General features: G+C 71.1%; 21 protein-coding genes and 1 pseudogene. 9 read left to right on the forward strand and 13 right to left on the reverse strand.

Annotation, left to right across the window (positions count from 1 at the left end; translation table 11 throughout):
* Nucleotides 1-54 precede the first annotated feature (54 nt).
* The 4 genes and pseudogenes from ACSDR0_RS10485 to ACSDR0_RS10500 all read right to left on the reverse strand — a co-directional run.
* Nucleotides 55-978, reverse strand: coding sequence for a glycine betaine ABC transporter substrate-binding protein (locus tag ACSDR0_RS10485; protein ID WP_435288564.1), 924 nt, complete (start codon nt 976-978; stop codon nt 55-57).
* A gap of 36 nt (nt 979-1,014) precedes the next feature.
* On the reverse strand, nt 1,015-1,686 hold the full coding sequence (locus tag ACSDR0_RS10490; protein ID WP_435288565.1) for an ABC transporter permease: 672 nt from the start codon (nt 1,684-1,686) through the stop codon (nt 1,015-1,017).
* Between the two features lie 67 nt (nt 1,687-1,753).
* Complete coding sequence (locus ACSDR0_RS10495; RefSeq protein WP_435288566.1) at nt 1,754-2,416, reverse strand: ABC transporter permease; 663 nt, start codon at nt 2,414-2,416, stop codon at nt 1,754-1,756.
* Nucleotides 2,417-2,615: 199 nt separating this feature from the next.
* Nucleotides 2,616-3,701: pseudogene (locus ACSDR0_RS10500) on the reverse strand (ABC transporter ATP-binding protein); the annotation flags it as partial.
* A gap of 301 nt (nt 3,702-4,002) precedes the next feature.
* Here ACSDR0_RS10500 and ACSDR0_RS10505 point away from each other — a divergent pair.
* A complete protein-coding gene (locus tag ACSDR0_RS10505) occupies nt 4,003-6,066 on the forward strand; it encodes a hypothetical protein (protein WP_435288567.1) in 2,064 nt (687 codons plus the stop codon).
* Between the two features lie 30 nt (nt 6,067-6,096).
* On the opposite strand, the gene ACSDR0_RS10510 is transcribed toward ACSDR0_RS10505, so the two are convergent.
* Entirely contained in the window at nt 6,097-7,080 is a 984-nt protein-coding gene (locus tag ACSDR0_RS10510; protein WP_435288568.1) for a helix-turn-helix domain-containing protein, read from the reverse strand.
* Nucleotides 7,081-7,567: 487 nt separating this feature from the next.
* On the opposite strand from ACSDR0_RS10510, the gene ACSDR0_RS10515 reads away from it, so the two are divergent.
* Entirely contained in the window at nt 7,568-8,641 is a 1,074-nt protein-coding gene (locus ACSDR0_RS10515) for a glycoside hydrolase family 19 protein (protein ID WP_435288569.1), read from the forward strand.
* A gap of 181 nt (nt 8,642-8,822) precedes the next feature.
* Here ACSDR0_RS10515 and ACSDR0_RS10520 read toward each other — a convergent pair whose 3' ends face one another.
* The 5 genes from ACSDR0_RS10520 to ACSDR0_RS10540 form a co-directional block, all read right to left on the reverse strand.
* The gene (locus ACSDR0_RS10520; RefSeq protein WP_435288570.1) at nt 8,823-9,995 is read right to left on the reverse strand and encodes a lipid-transfer protein; all 1,173 of its coding nucleotides are present in this window, start codon (nt 9,993-9,995) and stop codon (nt 8,823-8,825) included.
* 75 nt (nt 9,996-10,070) lie between these two features.
* Nucleotides 10,071-10,481: a MaoC/PaaZ C-terminal domain-containing protein gene (locus tag ACSDR0_RS10525; RefSeq protein WP_435288571.1), complete on the reverse strand. Its 411-nt coding sequence runs from the start codon at nt 10,479-10,481 to the stop codon at nt 10,071-10,073.
* A complete protein-coding gene (locus tag ACSDR0_RS10530) occupies nt 10,481-11,776 on the reverse strand; it encodes an OB-fold domain-containing protein (protein WP_435288572.1) in 1,296 nt (431 codons plus the stop codon). The genes ACSDR0_RS10525 and ACSDR0_RS10530 overlap by 1 nt, the downstream gene beginning before the upstream one ends.
* The gene (locus tag ACSDR0_RS10535; RefSeq protein WP_435288573.1) at nt 11,773-12,927 is read right to left on the reverse strand and encodes an acyl-CoA dehydrogenase family protein; all 1,155 of its coding nucleotides are present in this window, start codon (nt 12,925-12,927) and stop codon (nt 11,773-11,775) included. Before ACSDR0_RS10535 ends, ACSDR0_RS10530 begins: the two co-directional genes overlap by 4 nt.
* Nucleotides 12,927-14,012 carry an acyl-CoA dehydrogenase family protein gene (locus ACSDR0_RS10540; protein ID WP_435288574.1) on the reverse strand — a complete coding sequence of 362 codons (1,086 nt, stop codon included), beginning with the start codon at nt 14,010-14,012 and terminating at the stop codon, nt 12,927-12,929. The genes ACSDR0_RS10535 and ACSDR0_RS10540 overlap by 1 nt, the downstream gene beginning before the upstream one ends.
* Before the next feature lie 298 nt (nt 14,013-14,310).
* Between ACSDR0_RS10540 and ACSDR0_RS10545 the strand changes: the two genes are divergently transcribed.
* From ACSDR0_RS10545 to ACSDR0_RS10560, 4 genes are all read left to right on the forward strand, one after another.
* Nucleotides 14,311-14,913: a TetR family transcriptional regulator gene (locus ACSDR0_RS10545; RefSeq protein ID WP_435288591.1), complete on the forward strand. Its 603-nt coding sequence runs from the start codon at nt 14,311-14,313 to the stop codon at nt 14,911-14,913.
* A 172-nt stretch (nt 14,914-15,085) separates the two neighbouring features.
* A complete protein-coding gene (locus ACSDR0_RS10550; RefSeq protein ID WP_435288575.1) occupies nt 15,086-16,243 on the forward strand; it encodes a steroid 3-ketoacyl-CoA thiolase in 1,158 nt (385 codons plus the stop codon).
* Between the two features lie 88 nt (nt 16,244-16,331).
* Nucleotides 16,332-17,351: an MBL fold metallo-hydrolase gene (locus tag ACSDR0_RS10555; protein ID WP_435288576.1), complete on the forward strand. Its 1,020-nt coding sequence runs from the start codon at nt 16,332-16,334 to the stop codon at nt 17,349-17,351.
* A 37-nt stretch (nt 17,352-17,388) separates the two neighbouring features.
* Nucleotides 17,389-18,063: a FadR/GntR family transcriptional regulator gene (locus tag ACSDR0_RS10560; protein ID WP_435288577.1), complete on the forward strand. Its 675-nt coding sequence runs from the start codon at nt 17,389-17,391 to the stop codon at nt 18,061-18,063.
* Nucleotides 18,064-18,183: 120 nt separating this feature from the next.
* On the opposite strand, the gene ACSDR0_RS10565 is transcribed toward ACSDR0_RS10560, so the two are convergent.
* Both ACSDR0_RS10565 and ACSDR0_RS10570 read right to left on the reverse strand, forming a co-directional pair.
* Nucleotides 18,184-19,401: an RNA polymerase sigma factor gene (locus ACSDR0_RS10565; RefSeq protein WP_435288578.1), complete on the reverse strand. Its 1,218-nt coding sequence runs from the start codon at nt 19,399-19,401 to the stop codon at nt 18,184-18,186.
* Nucleotides 19,402-19,409: 8 nt separating this feature from the next.
* A complete protein-coding gene (locus ACSDR0_RS10570) occupies nt 19,410-19,766 on the reverse strand; it encodes a YciI family protein (protein ID WP_435288579.1) in 357 nt (118 codons plus the stop codon).
* Nucleotides 19,767-20,090: 324 nt separating this feature from the next.
* Between ACSDR0_RS10570 and ACSDR0_RS10575 the strand changes: the two genes are divergently transcribed.
* On the forward strand, nt 20,091-21,089 hold the full coding sequence (locus ACSDR0_RS10575) for a TIGR03564 family F420-dependent LLM class oxidoreductase (protein WP_435288580.1): 999 nt from the start codon (nt 20,091-20,093) through the stop codon (nt 21,087-21,089).
* A 172-nt stretch (nt 21,090-21,261) separates the two neighbouring features.
* On the opposite strand, the gene ACSDR0_RS10580 is transcribed toward ACSDR0_RS10575, so the two are convergent.
* Complete coding sequence (locus ACSDR0_RS10580; RefSeq protein WP_435288581.1) at nt 21,262-21,861, reverse strand: CGNR zinc finger domain-containing protein; 600 nt, start codon at nt 21,859-21,861, stop codon at nt 21,262-21,264.
* A 184-nt stretch (nt 21,862-22,045) separates the two neighbouring features.
* Between ACSDR0_RS10580 and ACSDR0_RS10585 the strand changes: the two genes are divergently transcribed.
* The gene (locus ACSDR0_RS10585) at nt 22,046-22,789 is read left to right on the forward strand and encodes a metallophosphoesterase (RefSeq protein WP_435288582.1); all 744 of its coding nucleotides are present in this window, start codon (nt 22,046-22,048) and stop codon (nt 22,787-22,789) included.
* Between the two features lie 46 nt (nt 22,790-22,835).
* A complete protein-coding gene (locus tag ACSDR0_RS10590) occupies nt 22,836-23,456 on the forward strand; it encodes a LysE family translocator (protein WP_435288583.1) in 621 nt (206 codons plus the stop codon).
* The last annotated feature ends 77 nt before the right edge of the window (nt 23,457-23,533 follow it).

Consider the following 23,533-nt stretch of genomic DNA (forward strand, 5'->3'; position numbering starts at 1 on the left):
GCCGGAAGGCGGGTGGACGTCCACCCGCCTTCCGTTGGGACCGCCGATGAAAACCTAGAGCAGGGCGTTCTGGGTCAGCCAGTCCTTGGCGACCGCCTCGGCGTCGTCCTTGTCGACCGCGACGCGCTTCATCAGCGCGACCAGGCCGGCGGTGTCGAGCTTGGCGGAGACCGCGTCGAGGGTCGTCTTCACGGTGTCGTTCACGCCGGCCTTGTTGACCAGGGGGGCGATGTTCTCGGCCGCGAAGGCGCTCTTGTTGTCCTGGAGGGAGACCAGGTCATTGACGATGATCTTCGGGTCGGTGGTGAAGACGTTGCCGACCTGGACGGTGCCGTCCTTGATGGCGTCGGCGGTGGCGTCGCCGGTCTTCTTCCACTCCTTGAACTCCAGACCGTAGGTGTCCTTGAAGTTCTTCTCCTGGCGGGTCTGGAACTCCGGCGGGCCGCCCACCGAGTAGTTCTTGGCGACCTTGACCAGGTCCTCGATCGTGGTGAGGCCGTCCTTGGTGGCGGTCTCCTTGGTGACGGTCAGGGAGTTGTTGTCCTCGGCGGGGGCGGGGGTCAGGACCTCCAGCTCGGCGGGGAGCTTCTCCTTGAGACCGGCGACGACGTCGTCCTTCGACTTCGCCGTGGTCGTGTTGTCGACGAAGGCGAGGAGGGAGCCGATGTACTCCGGCAGGATGGTCAGGCCGCCGCTCTTGACCTGGTCGTACAGGACCTCGCGGCTGCCGATGTTGAACTTCTCCTCGACCTGGACGCCCTTGGCCGCCAGGGCCTGGGAGTAGATCTCGCCGAGCAGGACGTTCTCCGGGAAGTTGGCCGACCCGATGATGACCTTCCCCCCGGCCGCCGGCGCGGAGGCGGACCCGGACCCGGCGGGGGCCGGGGAGGCGCTGGTGAGCGGATCTCCGCCGCCGCACGCGGTAAGTGTGAGCGCCGCGGACAGGAGGACCGCCGCGGTGCTGATCAGGCGCTTCATGGTGCTATTCCCTTCCAAAGCGGGGGGTAAAGAAGACTATCTGATGGTCTGGCGCTCGCTCACCCCCGGGGAGACCGTTACGCGCTGCACCAGAGTGAACCCGAGCTGGACGAGAAGCGCCAGCAGTGCTACGAGGACCGCCCCGCCGATCGTGCTCGGGAAGTTCTTGGTCGCGAGACCGTCGATGATGAAGCGGCCGAGACCGCCCAGGCCCACGTAGGCGGCCACGGTCGCGGTCGCCACCACCTGGATCGCGGCCAGGCGCAGGCCCAGCAGGATCAGCGGCAGCGCGACCGGCACCAGCACCCGCCCGAGGACCTGACCGCCCTTCAGTCCCATGCCGTACGCGGCGTCGCGCAGGTCGGGGTCGACCCCGCGGATGCCCTCGTAGGTGTTGACCAGGATGGGCGGCACGGCCAGCGCCACCAGCGGGATGAGCACCGGCAGGATGGTGCCGACGCCCATGAACAGGACGATGAGGACCAGCAGGCCGAGCGTCGGCAGGGCGCGGGCCGCGTTGGCGGTGAGGATGACGAGCAGGGCGCCCTTGCCGGTGTGGCCGATCAGCAGCCCCAGCGGGAGCGCGATCAGCATGGCGAGCAGCAGCGAGAGCCCGGCGAACTCCAGGTGTTCGAGCAGCCGGTTGGGAATCCCGTCGGGCCCCGACCAGTTGGCCGGGTCGCCGAAGAAGTCGATCAGCCAGTTCACACGGCCTCCTTTGCCCGCGACCCGGTCAGCCGGTCCGTGCGAACGACTCGCGACGCGATCAGCCGGTTCACGCGGACCCCCTCGCCCGCGACCACGGGGTGAGCAGGCGCTGCGCCAGGATCAGCAGCAGGTCGGCGACCGCCGCGAGCACCACGACCAGCACGATGCCGACGACGATCGGGGTGTAGAACTGCCGCTGCCAGCCGTCGATGAACAGGTAGCCGAGCCCGCCCCTGCCGACCAGCGCACCGACGCTGACCAGACTCACGCTGGCGACCGTGGCGACCCTGAGCCCGGCCAGCACGACCGGTACCGCGATCGGCAGCTCGACCTGGAGCAGCCTGCGCAGCGGGGTGAAGCCCATGGCCACCGCCGACTGGCGCACGTGGTCGGGGACCGAGCTCAGCCCGTCGACGACCGCAGGGATCAGCACCGCCATGGCGTAGAAGGTGAGCGGGACCATGACGGTCGTCCGCGTGGCGAGGCCGGTGATCGGGATGAGCACGATGAAGACGGCCAGCGAGGGGAGCGAGTAGATCACGTTCATGGCGCCGACGGTCGGCTGGTAGAGCCAGCGCCAGCGGACCCCGGCCAGTCCGAGCGGGAGCGCGATGAGCAGCCCGATGAGGATCGGCACCAGCGCCATCACGATGTGGTCTTCGAGCAGGCCCTGGATCGTGGGCCAGTTACGCCCGATCCAGTCCCAGCGGACCAGCGGCTCCTCATCCATCGACACCTCCCGCGAGTCCGTCGGTGCCTCGTACGGGGTCGTTGGCGCCTCGTGCGGGGCCGTCGGTCCCTCGTGCGGAACCGTCCGCGCTTCCCGGGGCCCCGGTGGGGGTGCCCGCGGGATCATCGGTACCCCCGGCGGAGCCGCCGGCACCTTCCGCCGGCCCACCGGCGCCTCGCGCCGGTCCGCCGACGCTTCCCGCGACCCTGGTCAGCGCCTCGTCCAGCGCCTCGCGGGTGGCGACACCCACGGCCCTGCCCGACCCGTCCACCGCGACGGCGTTGCCCGACGGGGACAGCAGCGTCGCGTCCAGCGCGGCGCGCAGCGAGTCGCGTCCGCTGACGAAGGTCCCGTACGGCGCGTACTCCACGTCGGCGAGGGTGCCCGACTCGGGCAGGTCCTTGACTACGGCCCAGCCCAGCGGCCGGCCGCCCTCGTCCGTCACGGCCAGCCACGGCTCTCCGGTGGCGCGCGCCGAGGCGGTGTCGGTGGAGACGGGCGCGAGCAGGTCGGTCCGGAGCCGCACTCCCTCGTCCGAGACGAACGACAGCCGCCGGATGCCCCGGTCACGGCCCAGGAACTCGCGGACGAAGTCGTCGGCGGGCCGGGCCAGCAGCGTCGCGGGGTCGTCGAGCTGGGCCAGGTGGCCCCCGACGCGGAGCACGGCCACCCGGTCGCCGAGCTTGACGGCCTCGTCGATGTCGTGGGTGACGAACACGATGGTCTTGTTCAGCTCGGCCTGGAGGCGCAGGAGCTCCTCCTGCAGGCTCGTACGGACGATCGGGTCGACCGCGCTGAACGGCTCGTCCATCAGCAGCACGGGCGGGTCGGCGGCGAGCGCGCGGGCCACGCCGACGCGCTGCTGCTGCCCGCCGGAGAGCTGGAAGGGATAGCGGTCGGCCATCTTGAGGTCGAGCCCGACCCGTTCGAGCAACTCCATCGCCCGGTCGCGCGCCTTCTTCTTGTCCCAGCCGAGCAGCAGGGGCACCGTCGCCACGTTGTCGACGATCTTGCGGTGCGGGAAGAGCCCCGCCTGCTGGATGACGTAGCCGATGCCCCGGCGCAGCGTCGGCGGGTCGATGGTCTTGACGTCGACGCCGTCCAGGAGGATCTGGCCCTCCGAGGCGTCGATCATTCTGTTGATCATGCGAAGGGACGTCGTCTTACCGCATCCCGAGGGGCCGACGAAGACGGTTATCTCCCCGGTCGGCACCTCGAGGCTTAGATTGTCCACGGCGACGGTCCCGTCGGCGTAGCGCTTGGTGACACCGCTGAATGTGATCATGCGCAACCTCTTGTTTTCGCAGGGTTACGGCTCCCCTGCCCCAACCGTCCCCATGATCCCGCAGGGATCAGCCTATGCCCCACTTCTCCGATCTGTCTTCCAGGCTTTCCCGAACCAGCTCCAAAGCAGATCCACAAGTGTATTTCTCAACAAAAGGGCATTGAGTAGTGCGAGAGGTGCCCATGACTTGACATGATTACCCACATCGCTGGAGTTGATCCCTCTGGCACCGTACGTCACAGGCTTCACAGCCACTCCGACTCTCCATCACGCTCGCCGAACCACCAGAGGAACCGGTCCCGTGACCCAACCGCTCCTCGGTCAACGCTCGCGCGTCGAACTGATCGCCGAGCTTTACGACCGCCACGCAGCAGGGCTGTTCGCCTACTCCCACGACCAGTTGGGCGACGCGGACTCGGCTTCCGACGTCCTGGTGGCCGTCCTCTCCGGCATCTCGGACGCCGAGCCGCCGCGCGCCGCGCTGTACGCGCTCGCCCGCCGCGAGATCTTCCTGCGCGACATCGTCTACTCGCCCCCATCCATCGGACTCGACCCGGCCGCGACCCTCGTCGAGCGTGTCCTGGGTGACCTGCGCACGCACCAGCGCGAGGTGCTGTACCTGTCGGGCGTGTGCGAGATGAACGCCTCCGAGCTGTCCTGGGTGCTCGACGTGGCCGTCGACACCGCCGACGAGCTGACGGTGAGCGCCTGCCGCCGCTTCGCCCAGTCGCTGGGCTACGCCCTGGCCTCGGCCAAGGTCCCCGAGCACATGACGGAGGTGTTCGGCGCCCTCGCCGTCGCCCCGGTCCGCGACGTGCTCAACCTCGCCCCCTGGGCCACTCCTCCGGCGAGACTGCGCGCCGCCGTGCTCGGGCCGCAGGCACCGCCCGCCGTTCCCGCCGCCAGACGGTCGACGTCCCCGCTGGTCAGGCAGCTGTGGCCGACGACGCCCGCGTGGCCGCTGCCGCTCGCGGAGACCGGTCCCCCGAACGGCCCGCCGATCGGCGCCTCGGCATTCCCCGTGCCGGACCACATGGCGGAGGACCGCTTCCCCGATCCCTTCGCGCCGCGGGATCCCGACGCCGTCTCCACCCACGAGGCCACCACGGAGCCGATGCTCAGGCTCGGCGATTCGGTGCTCACCGCCCTGGACACCGCGGCCCTGCGGCCTCGCCGCCGCCTCCAGCGCCCCCGGCCGCGCCGGGCGATGCCATTGTCGTCCCCGACCTTCGGGGACGTGCTGGACGACGCCCCCGGGCGGGAAGACTTCTTCCGCCCGCTCAGCCCGGAGGCGCGAGCGGCCCGCGTCCACACCGACAGGCTCGTCGCCGCCGCCCCCCGCACCGAGACCCCGCCCGCCGAGACGCCTCAGGCCTCGCCCTCCGAGACGCCGTGGATTTCACCCCAGACTCAGGCTCAGCCCTCCGAGACGCCGCAGGTTCAGGCTTCGCCCTCCGAGACGCCTCAGACCTCAGCCCAGGCTCAGGCTCAGCCCTCCGAGGCCCCCCGCGCACCGCTCGCCGCCGTCCCGCCCCTCGCGCACCTCGGTGACGTGCTGGACGACGGTCTCGGAGACGTGCTGGACGACGCGCGCCCCCTGCCCGGCTGGCCCCTGCAGACCGACCAGCTCGACGCCCTCGCCGACCGCGAGCGCCACCGGCCCTCCCCCGCCTCCCCCGCCTCCCCCGCAAGGGAGGCCGGGCGGCACGCGTCCGCCGGCGACGACCGTCCCAGGCTCTCGCTCCCCGTCTGGAACACGCGGGAGGAGAGCCCCGCGCCCGCCGCGGAACCCGCCCGGCCCTCGCCCCCCGCCCGGCTCTCGCTCCCCGCCTGGGCCACGCGGGACGCCGATCCCGTCCGGCCCTCCGCCGTCGACTGGTTCGCGGATGCCGCTCCCTCCGGCGCCCAGGCCCCTGAGGCTCCGACCACCCTTCCCACCTGGTCCCCCCGGACCGACCACCTTCGCACCTCCGCCGGCCGCGCCCAGCTGCGCCTGCCTCGCTGGATCATGCGCGAGGACCAGCCCGCCGACGCCCCGGCCGGGACCGCGCCTCCGAACCACACCCTGACGCCGTACGACGCGCCGCAGGACGACGCGGCGACCATGCCGGGGAACGGGTTCGCGGCGGTCCCCCCGGCGTCGTCGCCGTCCTCGCCGCAGCCGACGCTCGCGGAGACCGGCGCGGACGGGACGGGGCTCTCCGCCACGTCCCGGGGCCGCAAGGGTGTCCGGGCTCCGCGCAGTCACAAGGCGACGAAGAACGCGGTCCACCACGACTGGGCCTGGGAAGTGATCGGCTTCGTCATCGCGGTGACGATCGCAATGATCGTCTTCTTCGCGGTGCCGATGATGACCACCCCTTAGACCTTCCCGGCACCGGGAGCCACCGGGCGCTCAGAGCCAGTGTTCGGTGGCGGCGCGCCAGGCCAGCTGCATGCGGGTCTGGGCGCCCGCGCGTTCCATGATGTTCGAGACGCGCCGCTGCACGGTCCGCTGGCTGATCCCCAGCTGGGTGGCGATCGACTTGTCCGGCACACCCGCGACCAGCAGCGAGACCAGATAGAGGTCGTCGGAACCGAGCGGGCAGGGCGTCGTCCCCTCGGTGAGGGCGCCGTCCTCGGCGATCCGGAGCGGCGTCGCCCGCTCCCAGTAGCCCTCGAAAAGGGCGATGAGCGCCTCCAGCAGCTGGCCGCCGCGGACCAGCGCCGCCGTCGGCTCGGAGATCCCGGCCTCCTGGACCAGCGGCAGCACGGCGACCTCCCGGTCGACGACCGTCAGCCGCACCGGCAGCCAGGGCATGGCTCTGGCCTGCTCGCCCAGCTTGACCCCGTACGCCACGTTGGCCTGCATTCCCTCCTCCTCCAGCAGGGCCTTCTCGTAGATCACCCGGTACTCGACCCCGCGGCGCAGCGCGAAGAGCTCGGCGTGGTTCTCCTCCGCGGGCATCACGATCGCGCGGCCCCGGCAGAGGTAGAGGACCTCGTGGCGGGCGGTCTCCTGCAGGTGGTCGAGGTGCTCCCGGAGGACGACGCGGTTCGGCAGGACCTCGACCAGCCGACCGGCGTCACGGCGGCGGCTGTTGTCCCGGTACTCCTCCGAGAGCTGGTTCACCTCGCGTCGCGCCCAGTCGAGCGCCTGCTGGTGGCGGAGGAGCTGTGAGCCCAGCACGATGTCCGGGGCCACGGCGGTGAACCGCCGCCTGCCGGGACTGACCGTCCTGATCAGCCCTCTGACCCGCATGGATATCAGCACGGTTTCGGCGGTCTCGGCGTCGATGCCCAGATTCCCTATGAGGTCGGTGACCTCCGCCTCCGCGGTGGTCACCAGGAACCGGTAAACGCGCTCCTCCACGGGATCGAGCCCGAGGGATTCCAACATGACGCACATGATGACATCCGAAACGTCCACAAAAGTTACATCTACTGCCTAACCAGACTTAGAACGCCAATGTGAATTAACCAGGCATGGCACATATCGGACTTAGAGCGCACCCGTCCACGGTGGCGGGAAGTGCGGGCCCGCGGGGTTGTGACAACGATCTGTCAAGGCTAGTATCACGGCAACTCTTAGGAAACTTTCTTAAGAGAAAGTTAAGACGGGAGCCCCAAAGGCCCCCCGGCAACCTTTCGATCCGACCAAGAGCTGCGCGAACCTCGATGACGTGAATCGTCATCACCCGGGAGTCCGACCGTCCGGACATCCCAGCCCCTCCGGTTTCCCCTCAAAGAAGCGATCATGCGGCGCGCCCCTTCCTTACTCGCCCTGACTGGGCTTGCAAGCCCCCCTCGCGAGCCGATCGCGCCCGCACCCCGCTCGCGCAGCACCTCGAACCTCTGCGGCCCCCACCGCACGAAGGAGTGATCAAGTGTTGAGACAACGCATCATGGCCGCCCTCGCCGCCCTGGCGGTCACGGGCGTGCTCGCGGTCGCCCTGCCGATGGCCTCCGCGTCCTCCGCCGCCGCCGCGGCCTGCGTGACCGCCTGGAACTCCTCGGCGGTCTACACCAACGGCATGACCGCCTCCCACAACGGCCGCAACTGGTCGGCGAAGTGGTGGACCCAGAACGAGGCCCCCGGCACCGCCGACGTGTGGGCCGACCAGGGCGCCTGCGGCGGCACGACGCCTCCCCCCTCGGGCAACTGCAACCACCCGAACTGGGCGGCGGGCACCTGGTACGCCGCCGGGAGCATCGTCAAGTACACCAACGGCCAGTACTACCGCGCCAAGAACGAGAACCCCGGCTACGACCCGGTGATCAGCACCTGGTACTGGGAGCCGTACACCTGTGGCACGACGCCCACCGACCCCCCGCCCACCTCGGGCTTCGTCGTGAGCCAGGCCCAGTTCAACCAGATGTTCCCGAACCGGAACTCGTTCTACACCTACAGCGGCCTGACCGCGGCGCTGAGCGCCTACCCGGGCTTCGCCAAGACCGGCAGTGACACCATCAGGAAGCAGGAGGCGGCCGCCTTCCTCGCCAACGTCAACCACGAGACCGGCGGCCTGGTTCACGTCGTGGAGCAGAACACCGCGAACTACCCGCACTACTGCGACGCGAGCCAGCCGTACGGCTGCCCCGCCGGCCAGGCGGCCTACTACGGACGCGGCCCGATCCAGCTGAGCTGGAACTTCAACTACAAGGCGGCGGGCGACGCGCTCGGCATCAACCTGCTCGGCAACCCGTACCTGGTGCAGAACGACGCGGCGGTGGCCTGGAAGACCGCCCTGTGGTACTGGAACACCCAGAACGGCCCCGGCACGATGACGCCGCACAACGCGATGATCAACAGCCGCGGCTTCGGCGAGACGATCCGCAGCATCAACGGCAGCCTGGAGTGCAACGGCAGGAACCCCGCGCAGGTGCAGAGCCGGATCAACGCCTACCAGCGCTTCGTGCAGATCCTCGGCACCACCCCCGGTGGCAACCTGAGCTGCTGAACGACCGGAAGGCCGCCCACCTGACGGCCGCCGCGCGCCCGGTCCCCCGCCGGGCGCGCGGTCCCCGCGAAACGTCCCGCCGAGCGCGCGAACCCGCGAGGCGGTGACCCCGCGCGTACGATCCGCACGCGTGACACGAAGGGCGCGGCCCACCGGCCGCGCCCTTCTCGCGTCCTCCGGGTCACTCCGACGACAGGACCAGCCCGCTGGTCGGCACGCCCGTACCGGCGGTGACCAGCACGTTCCGCACCCCGGCGACCTGGTTGGCCGAGGTGCCCCTGATCTGCCTGACGGCCTCGGCGATGCCGTTCATGCCGTGGATGTACGCCTCCCCGAGCTGGCCGCCGTGCGGGTTGACCGGCAGGTGGCCGTCGATCTCGATGCCGCCCCCTGCCACGTAGTCGCGGGCCTCGCCGCGCCCGCAGAAGCCCAGCTCCTCCAGCTGGGTGAGGACGAACGGGGTGAAGTGGTCGTACAGGATGGCCGTCTGCACGTCCGAGGGCCCGAGGCCCGACTGCTTCCAGAGCTGGCGGCCGACCACCCCCATCTCCGGCAGGCCGGTCATGTCGTCGCGGTAGTAGCTGGTCATCATCATCTGGTCGGCGCCCGAGCCCTGGGCCGCGGCGGTGATCACGGCGGGTGACCTGCGCAGGTCTCTGGCCCGCTCGGCGGAGGTGACCACCAGCGCCACCGCGCCGTCGCTCTCCTGGCAGCAGTCGAGCAGGTGCAGCGGCTCCGCGATCCACTTGGACGCCTGGTGCTCCTCCAGGGTGATCGGGCGCCCGTGGAACCACGCGGCCGGGTTGGTGGAGGCGTGCCTGCGCATGGCGACCGCCACCCGGCCGAAGTCCTCGGAGGTGGCGCCGTACGTGTGCATGTAGCGCCGGGCGAACATGGCGACCCAGGCGGCGGGGGTCATCAGCCCGTACGGCACGTGCCAGCTCATCTCCAGCCCCTGGGACGAGGGCTCGCCGCCGATGCGGGCGTCGGGCTGGCCGAACCTGTTCCCCGAGCGCTCGTTGAACGCCCGGTAGCAGACCACGGTCTCGGCGACCCCGGTGGCCACGGCCATCGCCGCGTGCAGCACGGTTCCGCACGCCGCGCCGCCGCCGTAGTGGACGCGGGAGAAGAACGACAGGTCGCCGATGCCCACCTCGCGGGCCACGGCGATCTCCTGGTTGGCGTCCTGGGTGTAGGTGACGAGGCCGTCCACGTCCGAGGGCGCGAGGCCCGCGTCGTCGAGCGCCGCGAACACCGCCTCGGCGGCGAGCTGGAGCTCGGACCTGCCCGACTGCTTGGAGAACTCCGTCGCGCCGATCCCGGCGACGACCGTACTCCCGGAGAAGGAGACCACGCTGGTGAGGGCCTTTCTGTGTTTTCGCGTTTCCGCGTTTCCGCGTTTCTCCTTTTCGCAGCCGCCGGAGCGCGGTCAGCGAGCGGGAAGGGCGAACCTGACGGTGCCCGAGACGTGGTCGCCGAGGCTGACCCTGCCGCGGACCTCGACGGTGTACTCGCCGTCCTCGCAGACGGCCACCGTGCCGCTGAAGGCCAGCCTGTCGCCCGCGTACGCGGGGACGCCGAGTTTGACGTTGATGCCACGGATGATCGCCTCGGGCCCGGCCCAGTCGGTGACGTAGCGCTCGACGAGACCCATGGTGGTCAGGATGTTGAGGAAGATGTCCTTCGACCCCTGAGCCCTCGCGCCCTCGACGTCGTGGTGGACGGGGGTGAAGTCCATGGTCGCGAGGGCGGTCGACACGACCACGGTGGGGCTCAGGCCGACCGCGAGCTCGGGAAGCCGAGCTCCGACCCGCACCTCGTCGTCGGTAAGTGTCCGCATCACGCCTCCAGGGGGACCCACATGGGCAGGATCAGCTCGTCGTCCATCTGGCGGTACGTCAAACGCACCGGCATACCGATACCCACCCGCGAAGCGGCGCAGTCCACCACGTTGCCCACGATCCGCACACCTTCCGGCAGTTCCACCACGGCAACCGCGAAAGGCGTCTGAAGTCCCGGAATCGGCGGATTGTGATGGACGACGTAGCTGTAGACCTCACCCTCGCCGCTCGCCGTCACGAACGTTCGGGCGGCCGAGCGGCACGAGGGGCAGACCGGTCCCGGCGGGTGGCGGAGCTCGCCGCAGTCGGCGCACTTCTGGATCCGCAGCTCGCCCGCGGCCACGCCCTCCCAGAAGAAGGCGGTGTCGGCGTTGATCGCGGGTCTCAGCGGGTACGGCGTGCGCGGGGACGAGTCCCCCCGCGTCGCGGGCGCGTCCTCCGCGGGCGCGTCCTCCGCGGGCGCGTCCTCCGCGGGCGCGTCCTCCGCGGGCGCGTCCTCCGCGGGCGTGTCCCTCGCGGGCGTGTCCCTCGCGGACGTGTCCTGGGCGGGCGGGTTCCCAAGGGGAGCGTTCTCGGCGGGCGTGCGCCCGTTCCCACTCCCCGCGGCTACACCCGCGCCGGTCGCGGTGGCGCCCCCACCCGGTTCACCCGGTTCACCCGCCCGTTCCCTGGGCCGGAACTTCAGCACCCGGAACAGCATGTCGGCCACGGCCTCGCCGTCGGCGTACCAGGTGATGTTCCAGGTGACGAAGTAGCCCTCGCCGAGCGCGGTCCGCTTCGGGCCGGTGATGCCGGTGAACCGGGTGGCCGGGACCAGGAACTCGCCGAGCCTCACGTAGCGGTGGTAGGTCTGCTCGCAGTTGGTGGCGACCACGCCGGTGTAGCCGTTGCCGTCCAGCATCTCGAGTACGGCGTCGATCGGCGTGCTCGCCTGCTTCCTTCTGCTCCCGTCCACGCCGGGCATGGTCCAGACCTGGATCATCGCCGGTGGGGCCACGATCTCCCCGTGCACCCCGGCGGCGGCCGCCTCGGGGTCGGTGTAGAGCGGGTTGGTGTCACCGATGGCGTCGGTCCAGTGCCGGATCATCGGGACGTTCACCGAGTCCGCCGCCGCGACACCGAGCACCTCGCCCTCGGCGGCCTGCCGCTCGGCCAGGGCGGTGAGCCGTTCGTGCAGGGAGGCGGACTCCTCCGACGCGGACGCCGGAGCCACCGGGGACGACGGAGTCGTCGCGGCGGTAGGAGCCGCCGGGGCGGCCTCGGACGCCGGGGGCCCCGTGGGGGTCGCGGTCATCGGGGCGGCCTCGGCAGGCTCAGGCCGAGCATGGCGATGAGCTCGCGCTGGACCTCGTTGACGCCGCCGCCGAAGGTGAGCACGAGCGCGCCCTTGGCTCCGCGGTCCACGCGGTTCATCAGGTCCGCGGTGTCCGGGTCCGACGGGTCGCCGAAGCGGGCCAGGACCTCGCCGACGATCCTGCCGACGTCCTGCAGCCGCTCGGAGCCGTACACCTTGGTGGCCGAGGCGTCGGGGGCGCCCAGCCAGCCGAGGTCCATGTTGGCCGCGACCTGCCAGTTCAGCAGCTCGTTGGTCCGGAAGTAGGCGTAGACCTGGGCGAGTGCCCTGCGCACCGCGGGCTCCTCGATCGTGCCGGTGCGGCGGGCCCAGGCCAGGAACCGGTCGTAGGTGTGGGCGATGTTGCCCGCGGGGCCGAGCGTGACCCGCTCGTGGTTGAGCTGGTTGACGATCAGGTCCCAGCCCTTGTTCTCCTCCCCCACGACCATGTCCACCGGCACCCGCACGTCGGAGTAGTAGGTGGAGTTGGTGTGGTGGTTCCCGTCCATCGTGATGATCGGGGTCCACGAGTAGCCGGGGTCGGAGCAGTCGACGATCATCATCGTGATCCCGCGGTGCTTCTTGGCGTCGGGGTCGGTGCGGGCGGCGAGCCAGATGTACTGGGAGTAGTGGCCGCCCGAGGTGAAGATCTTCTGCCCGTTGACGACGTAGTGGTCGCCGTCGCGGACCGCGGTGGTGCGCAGGGACGCCAGGTCGGTGCCCGCCCCGGGCTCGCTGTAGCCGATCGCGAAGTGGCACTCCCCGGCCAGGATGCGCGGCAGGAAGAACTCCTTCTGCGCCGCCGTCCCGTACTGCATGAGGGTCGGGCCGACGGTCTGGACGGTGATGATCGGGTACGGCACCTCGGCGCGGGCGATCTCGTTGGCGAAGATCTGCTGCTCCAGCGGGCCGTACCCGCCGCCGCCGTACTCCTTGGGCCAGCCGAGCCCGAGCTTGCCGTCGCGGCCGAGGGTACGGCAGTGCTCCATGTAGGCGTTGCCGAACGGGTCGGCGGAGATCTCTTTGCGCCCCTCGGCGGTGAGGCACGACCGGAAGTACTCGCGCAGCTCGTCGCGGAGCCTCTTCTGGTCGGTGGTCAGGTCGATCAGCATCAGACGAGTGCTCCGATCGTGTCGAGCCGGGCTTCCACCCCGCCCAGCAGATGGGCGTGGTGCTTGCCCCAGGCGAAGTAGCGGTGCAGCGGGTAGGTCACGTCCACGCCGATCCCGCCGTGCAGGTGCTGGCAGGTGTAGAGCGCCCGCAGCGCCTGGTCGGTCGTGGTCAGGGCGCCGACGGCCAGATCCGTCTCGGCCTCCTCGTCCGCTCCCTCGGCCAGCCGCCACGCTCCGGACCACACGGCCACGTCCAGGGCCCGGCCGGCGATGTAGACGTCGGCGATCTGCACGGTGACCGCCTGGAACTCGGCCAGCGCCCGGCCGAACTGCTTGCGCGTCCTGATGTACTCGGTGGTGAGCGCCAGCGCCCCGGCCAGCACGCCGGAGGCGACGGCGATGTTCCCGGCCAGCGCCAGCCTCCGCAGGCCGTCGGCCACCGTACCGTCCACGGCCCCGACGAGCTCGCCCGGGGTGCCCGCCAGGGTGAACGCGGCGGCGGGCTCGCCGGTGGAGGTCGGCACCGGCCGCAGGTCCGCCTCGGCGGGGTTCACCAGGAACAGGCCGACCCCGGTGGCGGTGGCGGCGGGGACCAGGATCCTCGCGGCCTGGGCGGCGTAGGGAGTCGTGCCCTTGGCGCCGTCCAGCACCCATCCGGCGCCGTCCTCACGGGCGGTCGTGACCGGCGGGGCACCGAAGTCGCGGCCCGGCTCGGCGGGGGCGACGGCCAGCGAGATCTCGCCGTCGGCCAGCGGCGCCAGTGCCTCGCGCTGCTCCCGGGAGCCGTACCTGGTGATCACCTGCGCCGCGACCAGGCTCTGCTCGGCGGGGACCGGGGCCACGTGGGCGCCGATCTCCCGCAGGACGACCGCCATCTCCACCGGTCCGAGCCCCGAGCCTCCGGCCTCCTCGGGCAGGCAGACGCCCAGCAGCCCGGCCTGGGCCAGGGATCGCCACAGGGCGGCGTCGTAGGACGCGCCCCCCTTCTCGTGGGCTTCGAGCCTGGCCGGGGTCACCTCCCTGCCGAGGAGGTCGACCGCGAGTTTGCGCAGGTCGGTCTGTGTCTCGTCGAGATTGAAGTCCACTGGCGCTCCAGGGTTTCTGTCGGCCGCGTCGCCCTTCCGGAAAGTAGAACAGATTCTATTCTGTGTCCAGAGCCGGCCAATCGCAATAAGTCATCGCATAACCGCCGCACCGCATATGCCATGTAAGCGTGGGGCATCTTTGTGACTGGCGAGTAACCCATCGGAGTATCCGGAAATCAGATAACGTGTTCTCATGCGCACCCCGCGTGTGACCACCGAGACGCCGGTCACCCCGCACCGGGCCGGCAGGCACGCCCCGAGCGACGCCGATCCGGCCACGACCGAGGGGGCATCCGGCATGCAGAGCGAATCGGCGTCCACGGGCGTCCGCACCAGGAGCCAGCACCAGCGGCGCAAGCGCATCGTCCAGGCCGCCGCCGCCCTCGCCTCGCGGGGCGGCGTCGAGGCGATGCAGATGCGGACCGTCGCCGAGCGCGCCGGGGTCGCGCTCGGAACGCTCTACCGATACTTCCCCTCCAAGATGGATCTCGTCGTCGCCGTCGTCGGCGAGGAGATCGATCTTCTGGAAACCAGCATCGAGCGCCGCCCGCCCAACGCCTCCACCGCCTCGGGACGGGCCGTCGACGTCCTGATGCGCGCCACCCGGGGCCTGATGCGCGAGCCCGAGCTCGCCGACGCGCTCATCCGCTCGCTGATCATGGCCGACGTCGACATACCGTTCGGCGACCGCATGGCGGGGCTGCTGCTCCGCGTCGCCGGAGACGACCTCACCATCGAGACCGCCACCGAGGAGCAGTTCGCCCTCGCGGGTTCGCTGTCCAGCGTCTGGGTGCACGAGCTCATGGAGATGCTCAGGGGCCGCCGCACGTACGAGCAGATCCAGCGGCGCATCGAGATCGCCGCCGGACGCCTGCTCGCCGACTTCCGCCCCTCCGCCTGAGCCTCCGTTCCGCGGGAAACCCCGCCGCTCCTTCCGCCTGAAACTAGAACCCGTTACAGTCGCTACGGAAGGCGACTAGAGCGACGTTCTGGAGCGACGCGCGAGCGGGCGGATCGGCGGAGCCGGTCGCCCGGAGGCCGCGGGCTCCAAGCCGGATGGCGAGGAGATCGTTATGGGTGCGGTGATCGTCGAGGCTGTGAGAACCCCGATCGGCAGGCGCAACGGGTGGCTCGCCGGGCTGAAGCCGCAGGCGGTCCTCGCCGCGGCGCTCAACGGCCTGATCGGCAGGTCGGGCATCGACCCCGCCGCCGTGGAACAGGTTTTCGCCGGGTGCGTCACGCAGGCCGGGGAGCAGGGCGGCCACGTCGGGCGGCACGCCTGGCTCTACGCCGGGCTGCCGTACCAGACGGGCGTGACCACGGTCGACGCGCAGTGCGGCTCCTCGCAACAGGCGGTGCACCTGGTCGCGGCGCTCATCCAGGCCGGGGTCATCGACGTCGGCGTGGCCTGCGGCGTCGAGGTCATGAGCCGGGCGCCGCTCGGCTCCAACGTGCTGCCCGCCAACCCCCGGCCCGACGACTGGGCCATCGACCTGCCCGACCAGTTCACCGCCGCCGAGCGGATCGCGCGGCGGCGCGGGCTGACCCGCGAGCGGCTCGACAGGTTCGGCGCCAGGTCCCAGCGCCTCGCCGCGGAGGCGTGGGCCCAGGGCCGCTTCGACCGGGAGGTCGTCGCGGTGACCGCGCCGGTCCTCCGCCAGGACGGGGAGCCCACCGGCGAGACCCGCGTCGTCGACAGGGACCAGGGGTTGCGCGAGACGACCGTCGAGGGGCTGGCCGGGCTCAGGCCCGTCATGGGCGAGGACGGCCTGCACACGGCGGGCACCTCCTCCCAGATCTCCGACGGCGCGGCGGCGGTGCTGCTCATGAGCGAGGAGGCCGCCGCCCGGCACGGCCTGCGGCCCCGTGCCCGCATCCTCGCCCAGGCGCTCGTCGGCTCCGAGCCGTACTACCACCTGGACGGGCCGGTGGACGCGACCGCCAGGGTTCTGTCCGCGACCGGGATGAGCACGGCTGACATCGACAGGTTCGAGGTGAACGAGGCTTTCGCCTCGGTGGTCTTATCCTGGTCATCGGTGCACAAGCCAGACATGGAACGGGTCAACGTCAACGGCGGCGCCATAGCGCTCGGCCATCCGGTCGGAGCGACCGGTTCACGGCTGATCACCACCGCCCTGCACGAGCTTGAGCGGTCCGACTCCTCGACCGCGCTGGTGGCGATGTGCGCGGGCGGGGCGCTCGCGACCGCGACCATCCTGGAGCGCCTCTGAGCGGCGCCGACCCCCTGAAGCGTCTTGAGCGGCGCCGGCAAGGAGCACCACCGTTGACATCCCGCAGGCCGCACAAGGAGCACCAGCGTTGAAATCCCGTCGCAGGCCGTACAGCGAGCAGCGTCCGTTCGACACCGGCGGCGGGGTGTGGAGCGTGCCCGTCCCGATCCCCGGCAACCCGCTCGGTTACACGCTGGTCTACGCGATCGAGTCCCCCGCCGGTCCCGTACTGGTCGACGCGGGCTGGAACGCCCCCGAGGCGTGGCTGGCGCTGCGCGACGGGCTGGGGGCGGTCGGCATGGACGTCCGCGACGTGCGCGGGGTGGTCGTGACCCACTTCCATCCCGACCACGCCGGGCTGGCCGGTCAGGTCAGGGAGGAGTCCGGCGCGTGGATCGCCATGCACGAGGCCGACGCCGCGCTGATCAGCCTCATGCGGGACTTCCAGGGCGACGCGCACCGCGACTTCCAGGCCGACATGCTGCGCCGGGCGGGAGCGGGCACCGTCGAGGTGGAGGAGGTGACGGGGAACCGGCCGCAGCCACCCGCGGTACCCGACCGCGTCCTCACCGACGGCGACCTGATCGACCTGCCGGGACGCAGGCTCCGGACGATCTGGACGCCCGGCCACACGCCCGGCCACGTCTGCCTGCATTTGGAGGACGCCGACCGGATCTTCACCGGGGACCACGTGCTTCCGGCGATCACGCCGCACATCGGGATCTACCCGTACGACCGGGCGGACGTGGATCCGCTCAGCGACTTCCTGGAGTCGCTGGAGAAGGTGAAGGGCCTGGGGCAGCTCGAAGCCCTACCCGCCCATGAATGGATATTTCAGGACACGGCGGCTCGGGCGACGGAGATCGGCGTCCACCACGAGGAGAAGCTCCGACGGCTGACCACCCTGCTCGCCGAGGCGGAGGAACCCCTGACCATCTGGGAGATCGCCGGGCGTATGACCTGGAACCGCCCGTGGGAGGACTTCCCCGCCGTGCTGCGCGGGATGGCGGCCGGGGAGGCCGCGGCCCACCTGCGCACGTTGGAGGTCCGCGGAACCGTCCGTCGCGTGATGGGGGTGGATCCGGTCCGGTTCGCCATACACTCATAGACATCGGATGTCTGGCGCAACCTGAGGACGGTGCAGAGTGGCGGTCACCGACGCCGCTATCGACAAGATCAAGCAGATGATCCTGTCTGGCGAGCTCGCCCCGGGCAGCAGACTGCCCAAGGAGGCCGACCTGGCCGATCGGCTCGGCCTGTCGCGCAACTCCCTGCGCGAGGCCGTCAGAGCCCTGGCCCTGATCAACGTGCTGGACGTGCGCCAGGGCGACGGCACGTACGTGACCAGCCTGGAGCCGAGGCTCCTGCTCGACGCGATGTCGTTCGTGGTCGACTTCCACCAGGACGACACCGTGCTGCAGTTCTTCCAGGTCCGGCGGATCCTGGAGCCCGCGGCGACCGCGATGGCGGCGACGTGCATGTCCGAGTCCGAGGTCACCGAGCTGCGTAAGATCCTCGACGAGTTGCCTCCCGATCCGAGCGTCGAGCAACTGGTCGCCAACGACCTGGAGTTCCACCAGCGCATCGCGGCGGGCTCGGGCAACGCGGTGCTGTGCTCCCTCATCGAGAGCCTCTCGGGGCCCACCACCAGGGCCAGGATCTGGCGGGGCCTCACCCAGGAGAACGCCCTGGAGAAGACCCGCGAGCAGCACACCGCGATCTGCGACGCCATCGCCGCCCACCAGCCGGAGGTGGCGCGGGCCTGGGCCACGGTGCACATCGCCGGTGTCGAGGAGTGGCTCCGCAGCGCCCTCGCCTGACGGTCCCGGCCGGTCATCCCGTGCGCTCCGGCGGTCCTGGCGGGACCGGGTCGTCGCACGGGTGCCGGTACACGGACGCGCCGGACCAAGGTGAGCACCCGGCCCAGGTGAGCACCGGACTCAAGGGAGCGCCTGGCGGCCGCGCCGCAGGAAATCGCGCTCGGCCGCGTTGCGGGTGAGGGCGATCGCCTCCTCGTAGGCCCGCGCCGCCTCGGTGACGCGTCCCAGACGCCGGAGCAGGTCGGCCCGGACGGCATGGAACAGGTGGTAGCCGCCGAGGTCGAGGCCGTCGACCAGGGTGATCGCCGCCCCCGGCCCGTCGACCTCGGCCACCGCGACCGCGCGGTTGAGGGCCACGACCGGGTTGGGAACCAGGGCCAGGAGCCGGTCGTACAGCGCCAGGATCTGCCACCAGTCGGTGAGGGCCGCGGTCGGCGCGTCGCTGTGGACGGCGTTGATCGCGGCCTGGATCTGGTACGGGCCCGGCCGGTCGCGCCGCAGGCACCACCGGACGATGGCCTGGCCCTCGGCGATCAGGCCGCGATCCCAGCGGCCCCGGTCCTGGTCCGCCAGCAGCACCAGGTCGCCGTCCGGCGTGGTGCGGGCGACCCGGCGGGACTCGACGAGCAGCATGAGCCCGAGCAGCCCCATGACCTCCGGTTCGTCGGGCATGAGCTCGGCCAGTAGCCGTCCCAGCCGGATGGCCTCCGCGCAGAGCTCCTCGCGGACCAGCCGCTCGCCCGAGCTCGCCGTGTGGCCCTCGTTGAAGACGAGGTAGACCACGGCCAGGACGGCCCGGAGCCGGTCCGGGAGATCGGCCTCGGCCGGGACACGGTACGGGATCCCCGCATCGCGGATCTTGTTCTTGGCCCGGACCAGCCGCTGGGCCATGGTCGGCTCGGGCACCAGGAAGGACCGGGCGATCTCGGCGGTGGTGAGCCCGCCCAGGAGCCGCAGCGTCAGCGCGACCTGGGCATTGGCGGCGAGCGCGGGGTGGCAGCAGGTGAAGATCAGGCGGAGCCGGTCATCGCGCACGGCACCCTCCTCCAGCGGTTCGTCGCCGGCGTGCAACAGGGCCGCCTGGGCATGGCGGTCCCGGCGGGTCGCCTCCCGCCGGAATCGGTCGATCGCCCTGTTGCGTGCGGTCGTGATGATCCATCCCGCCGGGCTCGGCGGCAGGCCGGTGGAGGGCCACCGGTCCGCCGCCACGGTGAACGCGTCCTGGACCGCCTCCTCGGCGAGGTCGATGTCGCCGAGGAGGCGGACCAGGACAGCGACCGCGCGACCGTACTCGGCACGGAACACGCGGTCGATCTCCGAGGCGGAAACACCCCGCATGCCGGACGTCAGCCGCCCGCCTCGCCCTGGAACGGCCGCACCTCGATGGGGAGGAGCCCGATCGCCAGGGCGAGCCTGCGGCCCCATTCGAGCGCCGCGTCGAGGTCGGGCGCCCTGATGACCGTGAACCCGCCGAGGTGTTCCTTGCCCTCGGCGTACGGACCGTCGGTCATGAGCGTGTCGCCGTCCTTGACCCGGACCACGGTCGCCGTGTCCGGGGAATGCAGGCCACCGGAGAAGACCCATACACCGGCGGTCTTCATCTCCTGTTCCAGGGTCTCCAGGTTCCATGCGATCGGTTCCAGCACCTCGGGCCCGGGAGAACCTCCGTCGGGCTGGTACACGCTGAGCAAATACTGTTTCATCGCGCCTCCTGGGCCGGTGCGGCACCGTCGCCGCCTTTCTACCCATCACACGAACGGCGTCCGGCGGAATCGACACCGGGCGCGACCGTCCCGCGAAAATATTTCCGCACCGCACCGCACCGCACCGCGCCGCCCCAGCCCGCCTCATCCCGCTACGGCTCGGCCCGCCCCGCACCGCTGCGGCCCAGCCCGTACCACCCCCGGCCCGGCCCGCACCGCCACGGCCCATACCACCACGGCCCGGTCAAAACACTTTCCTCAGGCAATATATTTACCGAGTAAAGACTTCTGGCCGGCTCCCCGGCCGAACGATTGGAGTACGCCATGCGCATCGGTGTCGCGCTGCCCACCGATCACACGCGGCTGTCCGCCGAAGCCAACTCCGTCGACACCCTGATCGGCGAGGTGAAGGAGCTCGCCGCCGCGGGGCTGACCTCGGCCTGGTTCACCCAGCGGTTCGACCACGACGCCATCACGCTGGCCGCGCTGGCCGCGCGCGAGGTGCCGGGCATCGACGTCGGCACCGCGATCGTGCCGATCTACCCGCGGCACCCGATCGCGATGTCGATGCAGGCCCAGACCGCGCAGGCGGCCGGCCACGGGCGCTTCACGCTGGGCGTCGGCCTGTCGATCAAGTCGTTCGTCGAGGAGACCTACGGAATCGCGCCACACCCCAGGATCCGGCATCTGCGGGAGTACCTGGAGGTGCTGCGCGACCTCTTCGAGAACGGCACCGCGAACCTGAGCGGCGAGACGCTGGTCGCCAGAACCTCCCTGCCGGCGAGCGTGCCGGGCGCGCGGCCACGGGTGCCGGTGCTGGTCGCTGCGGCGGGCGAGCAGACCCTGCGCGCCGCGGGCGAACTCGCCGACGGCGCGCTGCCGATCCTGTCCGGCCCGCGCACGCTGGCCGAGTACACCGTGCCGACCATCACCCGGTACGCGGAGGCGGCCGGGCGGCCGGCGCCCCGGGTCGTCGCCATCGTCTCCGGCGTGGTGACCGCCGACGTGGCGGGCGCCCGGTCCCGCGCGGAGAAGAACATGGGGTACTACGGGACCATTCCGTCTTATCGCGCGGCACTGGACCACGAGGGCGTCGACCACCCCGCCGACCTGGTCGCGATCGGAGACGAGGAACTGCTCGCGGACCAGGTGGCCGCGTACTTCGAATCGGGCGTGACCGAGCTCGTCTACACCCAGACCGCGATCGGTTCCGCGGAGGACGAGCGCCGCACCTGGAAGCTGCTCGGCGAGCTGGCCTCCAGACACCGGCGCGAACCGGCCGGTGCCGAGTCGGTGCCCGTTCCGGAGACCGGCGTATCGTGAGCGGCGTTCGTCAGATCACCACAACCCGCGGGTCAGGCGCGGCAGGTGTCCTGTCTCATTTAATCTTCGACATGTCGACGCAGGGGTATCCGGCGACCTGTCTCACCCGCACCGCCACCGCGCGAAACGGGATCTCAGTGCGGCCCTGGCGGCACTTTCCCGGACGGTGCTCTCAGGGCTGGGCGGGGTCCGCGTCGGCCGCCGCGTGCCGGCGGTAGTGGCGTGCGGCACGGGCCCTGTTGCCGCACGACGGCTTGCACCATTCCTGCCGGCCGTGCTTCTTGACGAAGTAGCGGACGCAGCGCGGCGCGGTGCAGGCCCGCAGATCCTCACGCCGAGGACCGGTCAGGAAGTCGATGGCGGCGCGGGCCAGAGCCGCGACAAGCCGGAGGTGCGGATCCCTCTCGGCCGACAGCAGCCGGGTCGCGGGTGCCCCTCCGGAGGGCCAGTCCATCTGCGGGGTGACCGGCTCCCTGCCGGCGGCCGCGTTGAGGCGTGCCAGGGCCCGGTCGACCGGCATGAGGCGATGGGCGTCGGCGGGACTGGGGGGAGCGGGACTGACCGAGTGGGCGAACAGCGCCCGTACCGCCTGCCGCAGTGCCACGATCTCGCCCATGAGGTTCTCGTCGACGGTGACGCCGTCGACGATGTCGCCGGTCCGATCCCGCACCCAGCGGGCCGTCCCCTGAACCGTGGCCAGGTCGTCGGCGACGCCGCCGTCCCCATCGTGGCGGATCGTGCTCGCCAGTTCCAACGCCAGGCAGCGCTCCACGGCTCTCCTCTTCCCTCTCCGATCGCGAATCCGGTCGCCGATCACTTGATCACATCCTCGCTCGCAGCTTAAGGTTCCTAATGGAAAATAGATAATTTTCCATTAGGGACTGAACCACGGCGCGACTGCGCGCAGGCCGGCGCGGATCGGCGTGCGGCGTCCACCGCGAGAGGGAAGCGACACGATGACGACGATGCTCGCCCAGATCAGCGACCTGCACCTGGACGGCGGCGAACGGGCGACCCGGCGCGCCACCCGGATCATGGACTATCTGCGAGCCCTGCCCCGCCTCCCCGACGCCGTGCTGGTCACCGGGGACATCGCCGACCACGGCGAGGAGTCCGAGTACGAGGAGGCGGCCCGCATCCTGGCCGCCCCCTTCCCCGTGCTCACCTGCCCCGGCAACCATGACGCGCGCCCGGCCTACCGCAAGGCCCTGCTCGGGGAGGTCCCCGGCGAAGGCCCCGTCAACCGGGTCCATCACATCGGCGGCACCGCCGTCCTGATGTGCGACTCCACCATCCCGGGACGCGACGAGGGGCACCTCGACGCTCAGACCCTCGCCTGGATCGACACCACTCTCACCGGCCTGCCCCGGGACACTCCGGCGCTGGTCGCCTTCCACCAGCCGCCGGTCGCACTCCACCACCCCCTGCCCGACTCCTCGACGCTCCAGCGGCCGGGGCGACTGGCCGCCCTGCTCGACGCGCACCCGGAGGTCATCGCCGTCCTCACCGGCCACGCCCACACCGCGGCCGTCTCCACCTTCGCCGCGCGCCCGCTGATCGTCGGACCGGCCGTGACCTGGACCCTGCGCCTGCCCTGGGAGGGCGACGAGGTCGCGGACCTCGACCAGCCCCCCGGCCTGGCCTTCCACATCCTGGACGACGACCGCCGCCTGACCACCCACTACCGCGTCGTGCCCTGACTCCCCTCCCGGTTCCCTCCCATCGGCTCTCGATCCCGGAGACATCGTGGTCCACCCCTACGCCGTCGCCGGGTTCCTGGTGGCGCTGCTCCCCCTGATCGCCACTCCCGGAGCGAGCCTGGCCCTGCTGGTCCGGCAGGTCACCGAAGGTGGCCGCGGCCGGGCCGTGCCCGTCATCCTCGGCACGGCCACCGGCCTGTACGTCCACGCCGCGCTCGCCATGGCCGGCCTGTCCGCTCTCGTCATGCACTCCAGCCAGGCCTTCACCGCCGTCAGGCTCGCCGGAGCGGCCTATCTCGTCGGCCTGGGCATCTGGACCTGGCGGTCGGCTACTTCCCCGGCGCCCTCCCGGCGCCACCGGCGCCTGCCGGAACTCTCCGGCTCCGCCTACCTTCAGGCGCTCCTCGCCAACGTCCTCAACCCGAAAGCGGCCTCCATCTACCTGACCCTGATGCCCCAGTTCATCACCCCCGGCGAGTCCCTCGTCGGCCAGATCCTCACCCTGGCCACCGCCCACGCGCTGCTGATCGCGCTCTGGCTCCTCGGGTGGACGATCCTCGTCGGCAGGGCCGCCCACGCCCTGCGGGGAGCCCGCTTCAAGAACATCGGCGCCCGGGTCACGGCGGTCGTGCTCATCGCCCTCGGGGTCCGGTCCGCCACGGCCTAGCTGTACTGACCACAAAGGTTGAGTACGCGGTGACACGATCTTCGAAGTTGTTGAAATAAGGGAGGGCCTCCGGGTTC

It is taken from the genome of Streptosporangium sp. G11, assembly GCF_051192615.1.
In the GTDB taxonomy this organism is placed as follows: Bacteria; Actinomycetota; Actinomycetes; order Streptosporangiales; family Streptosporangiaceae; genus Streptosporangium.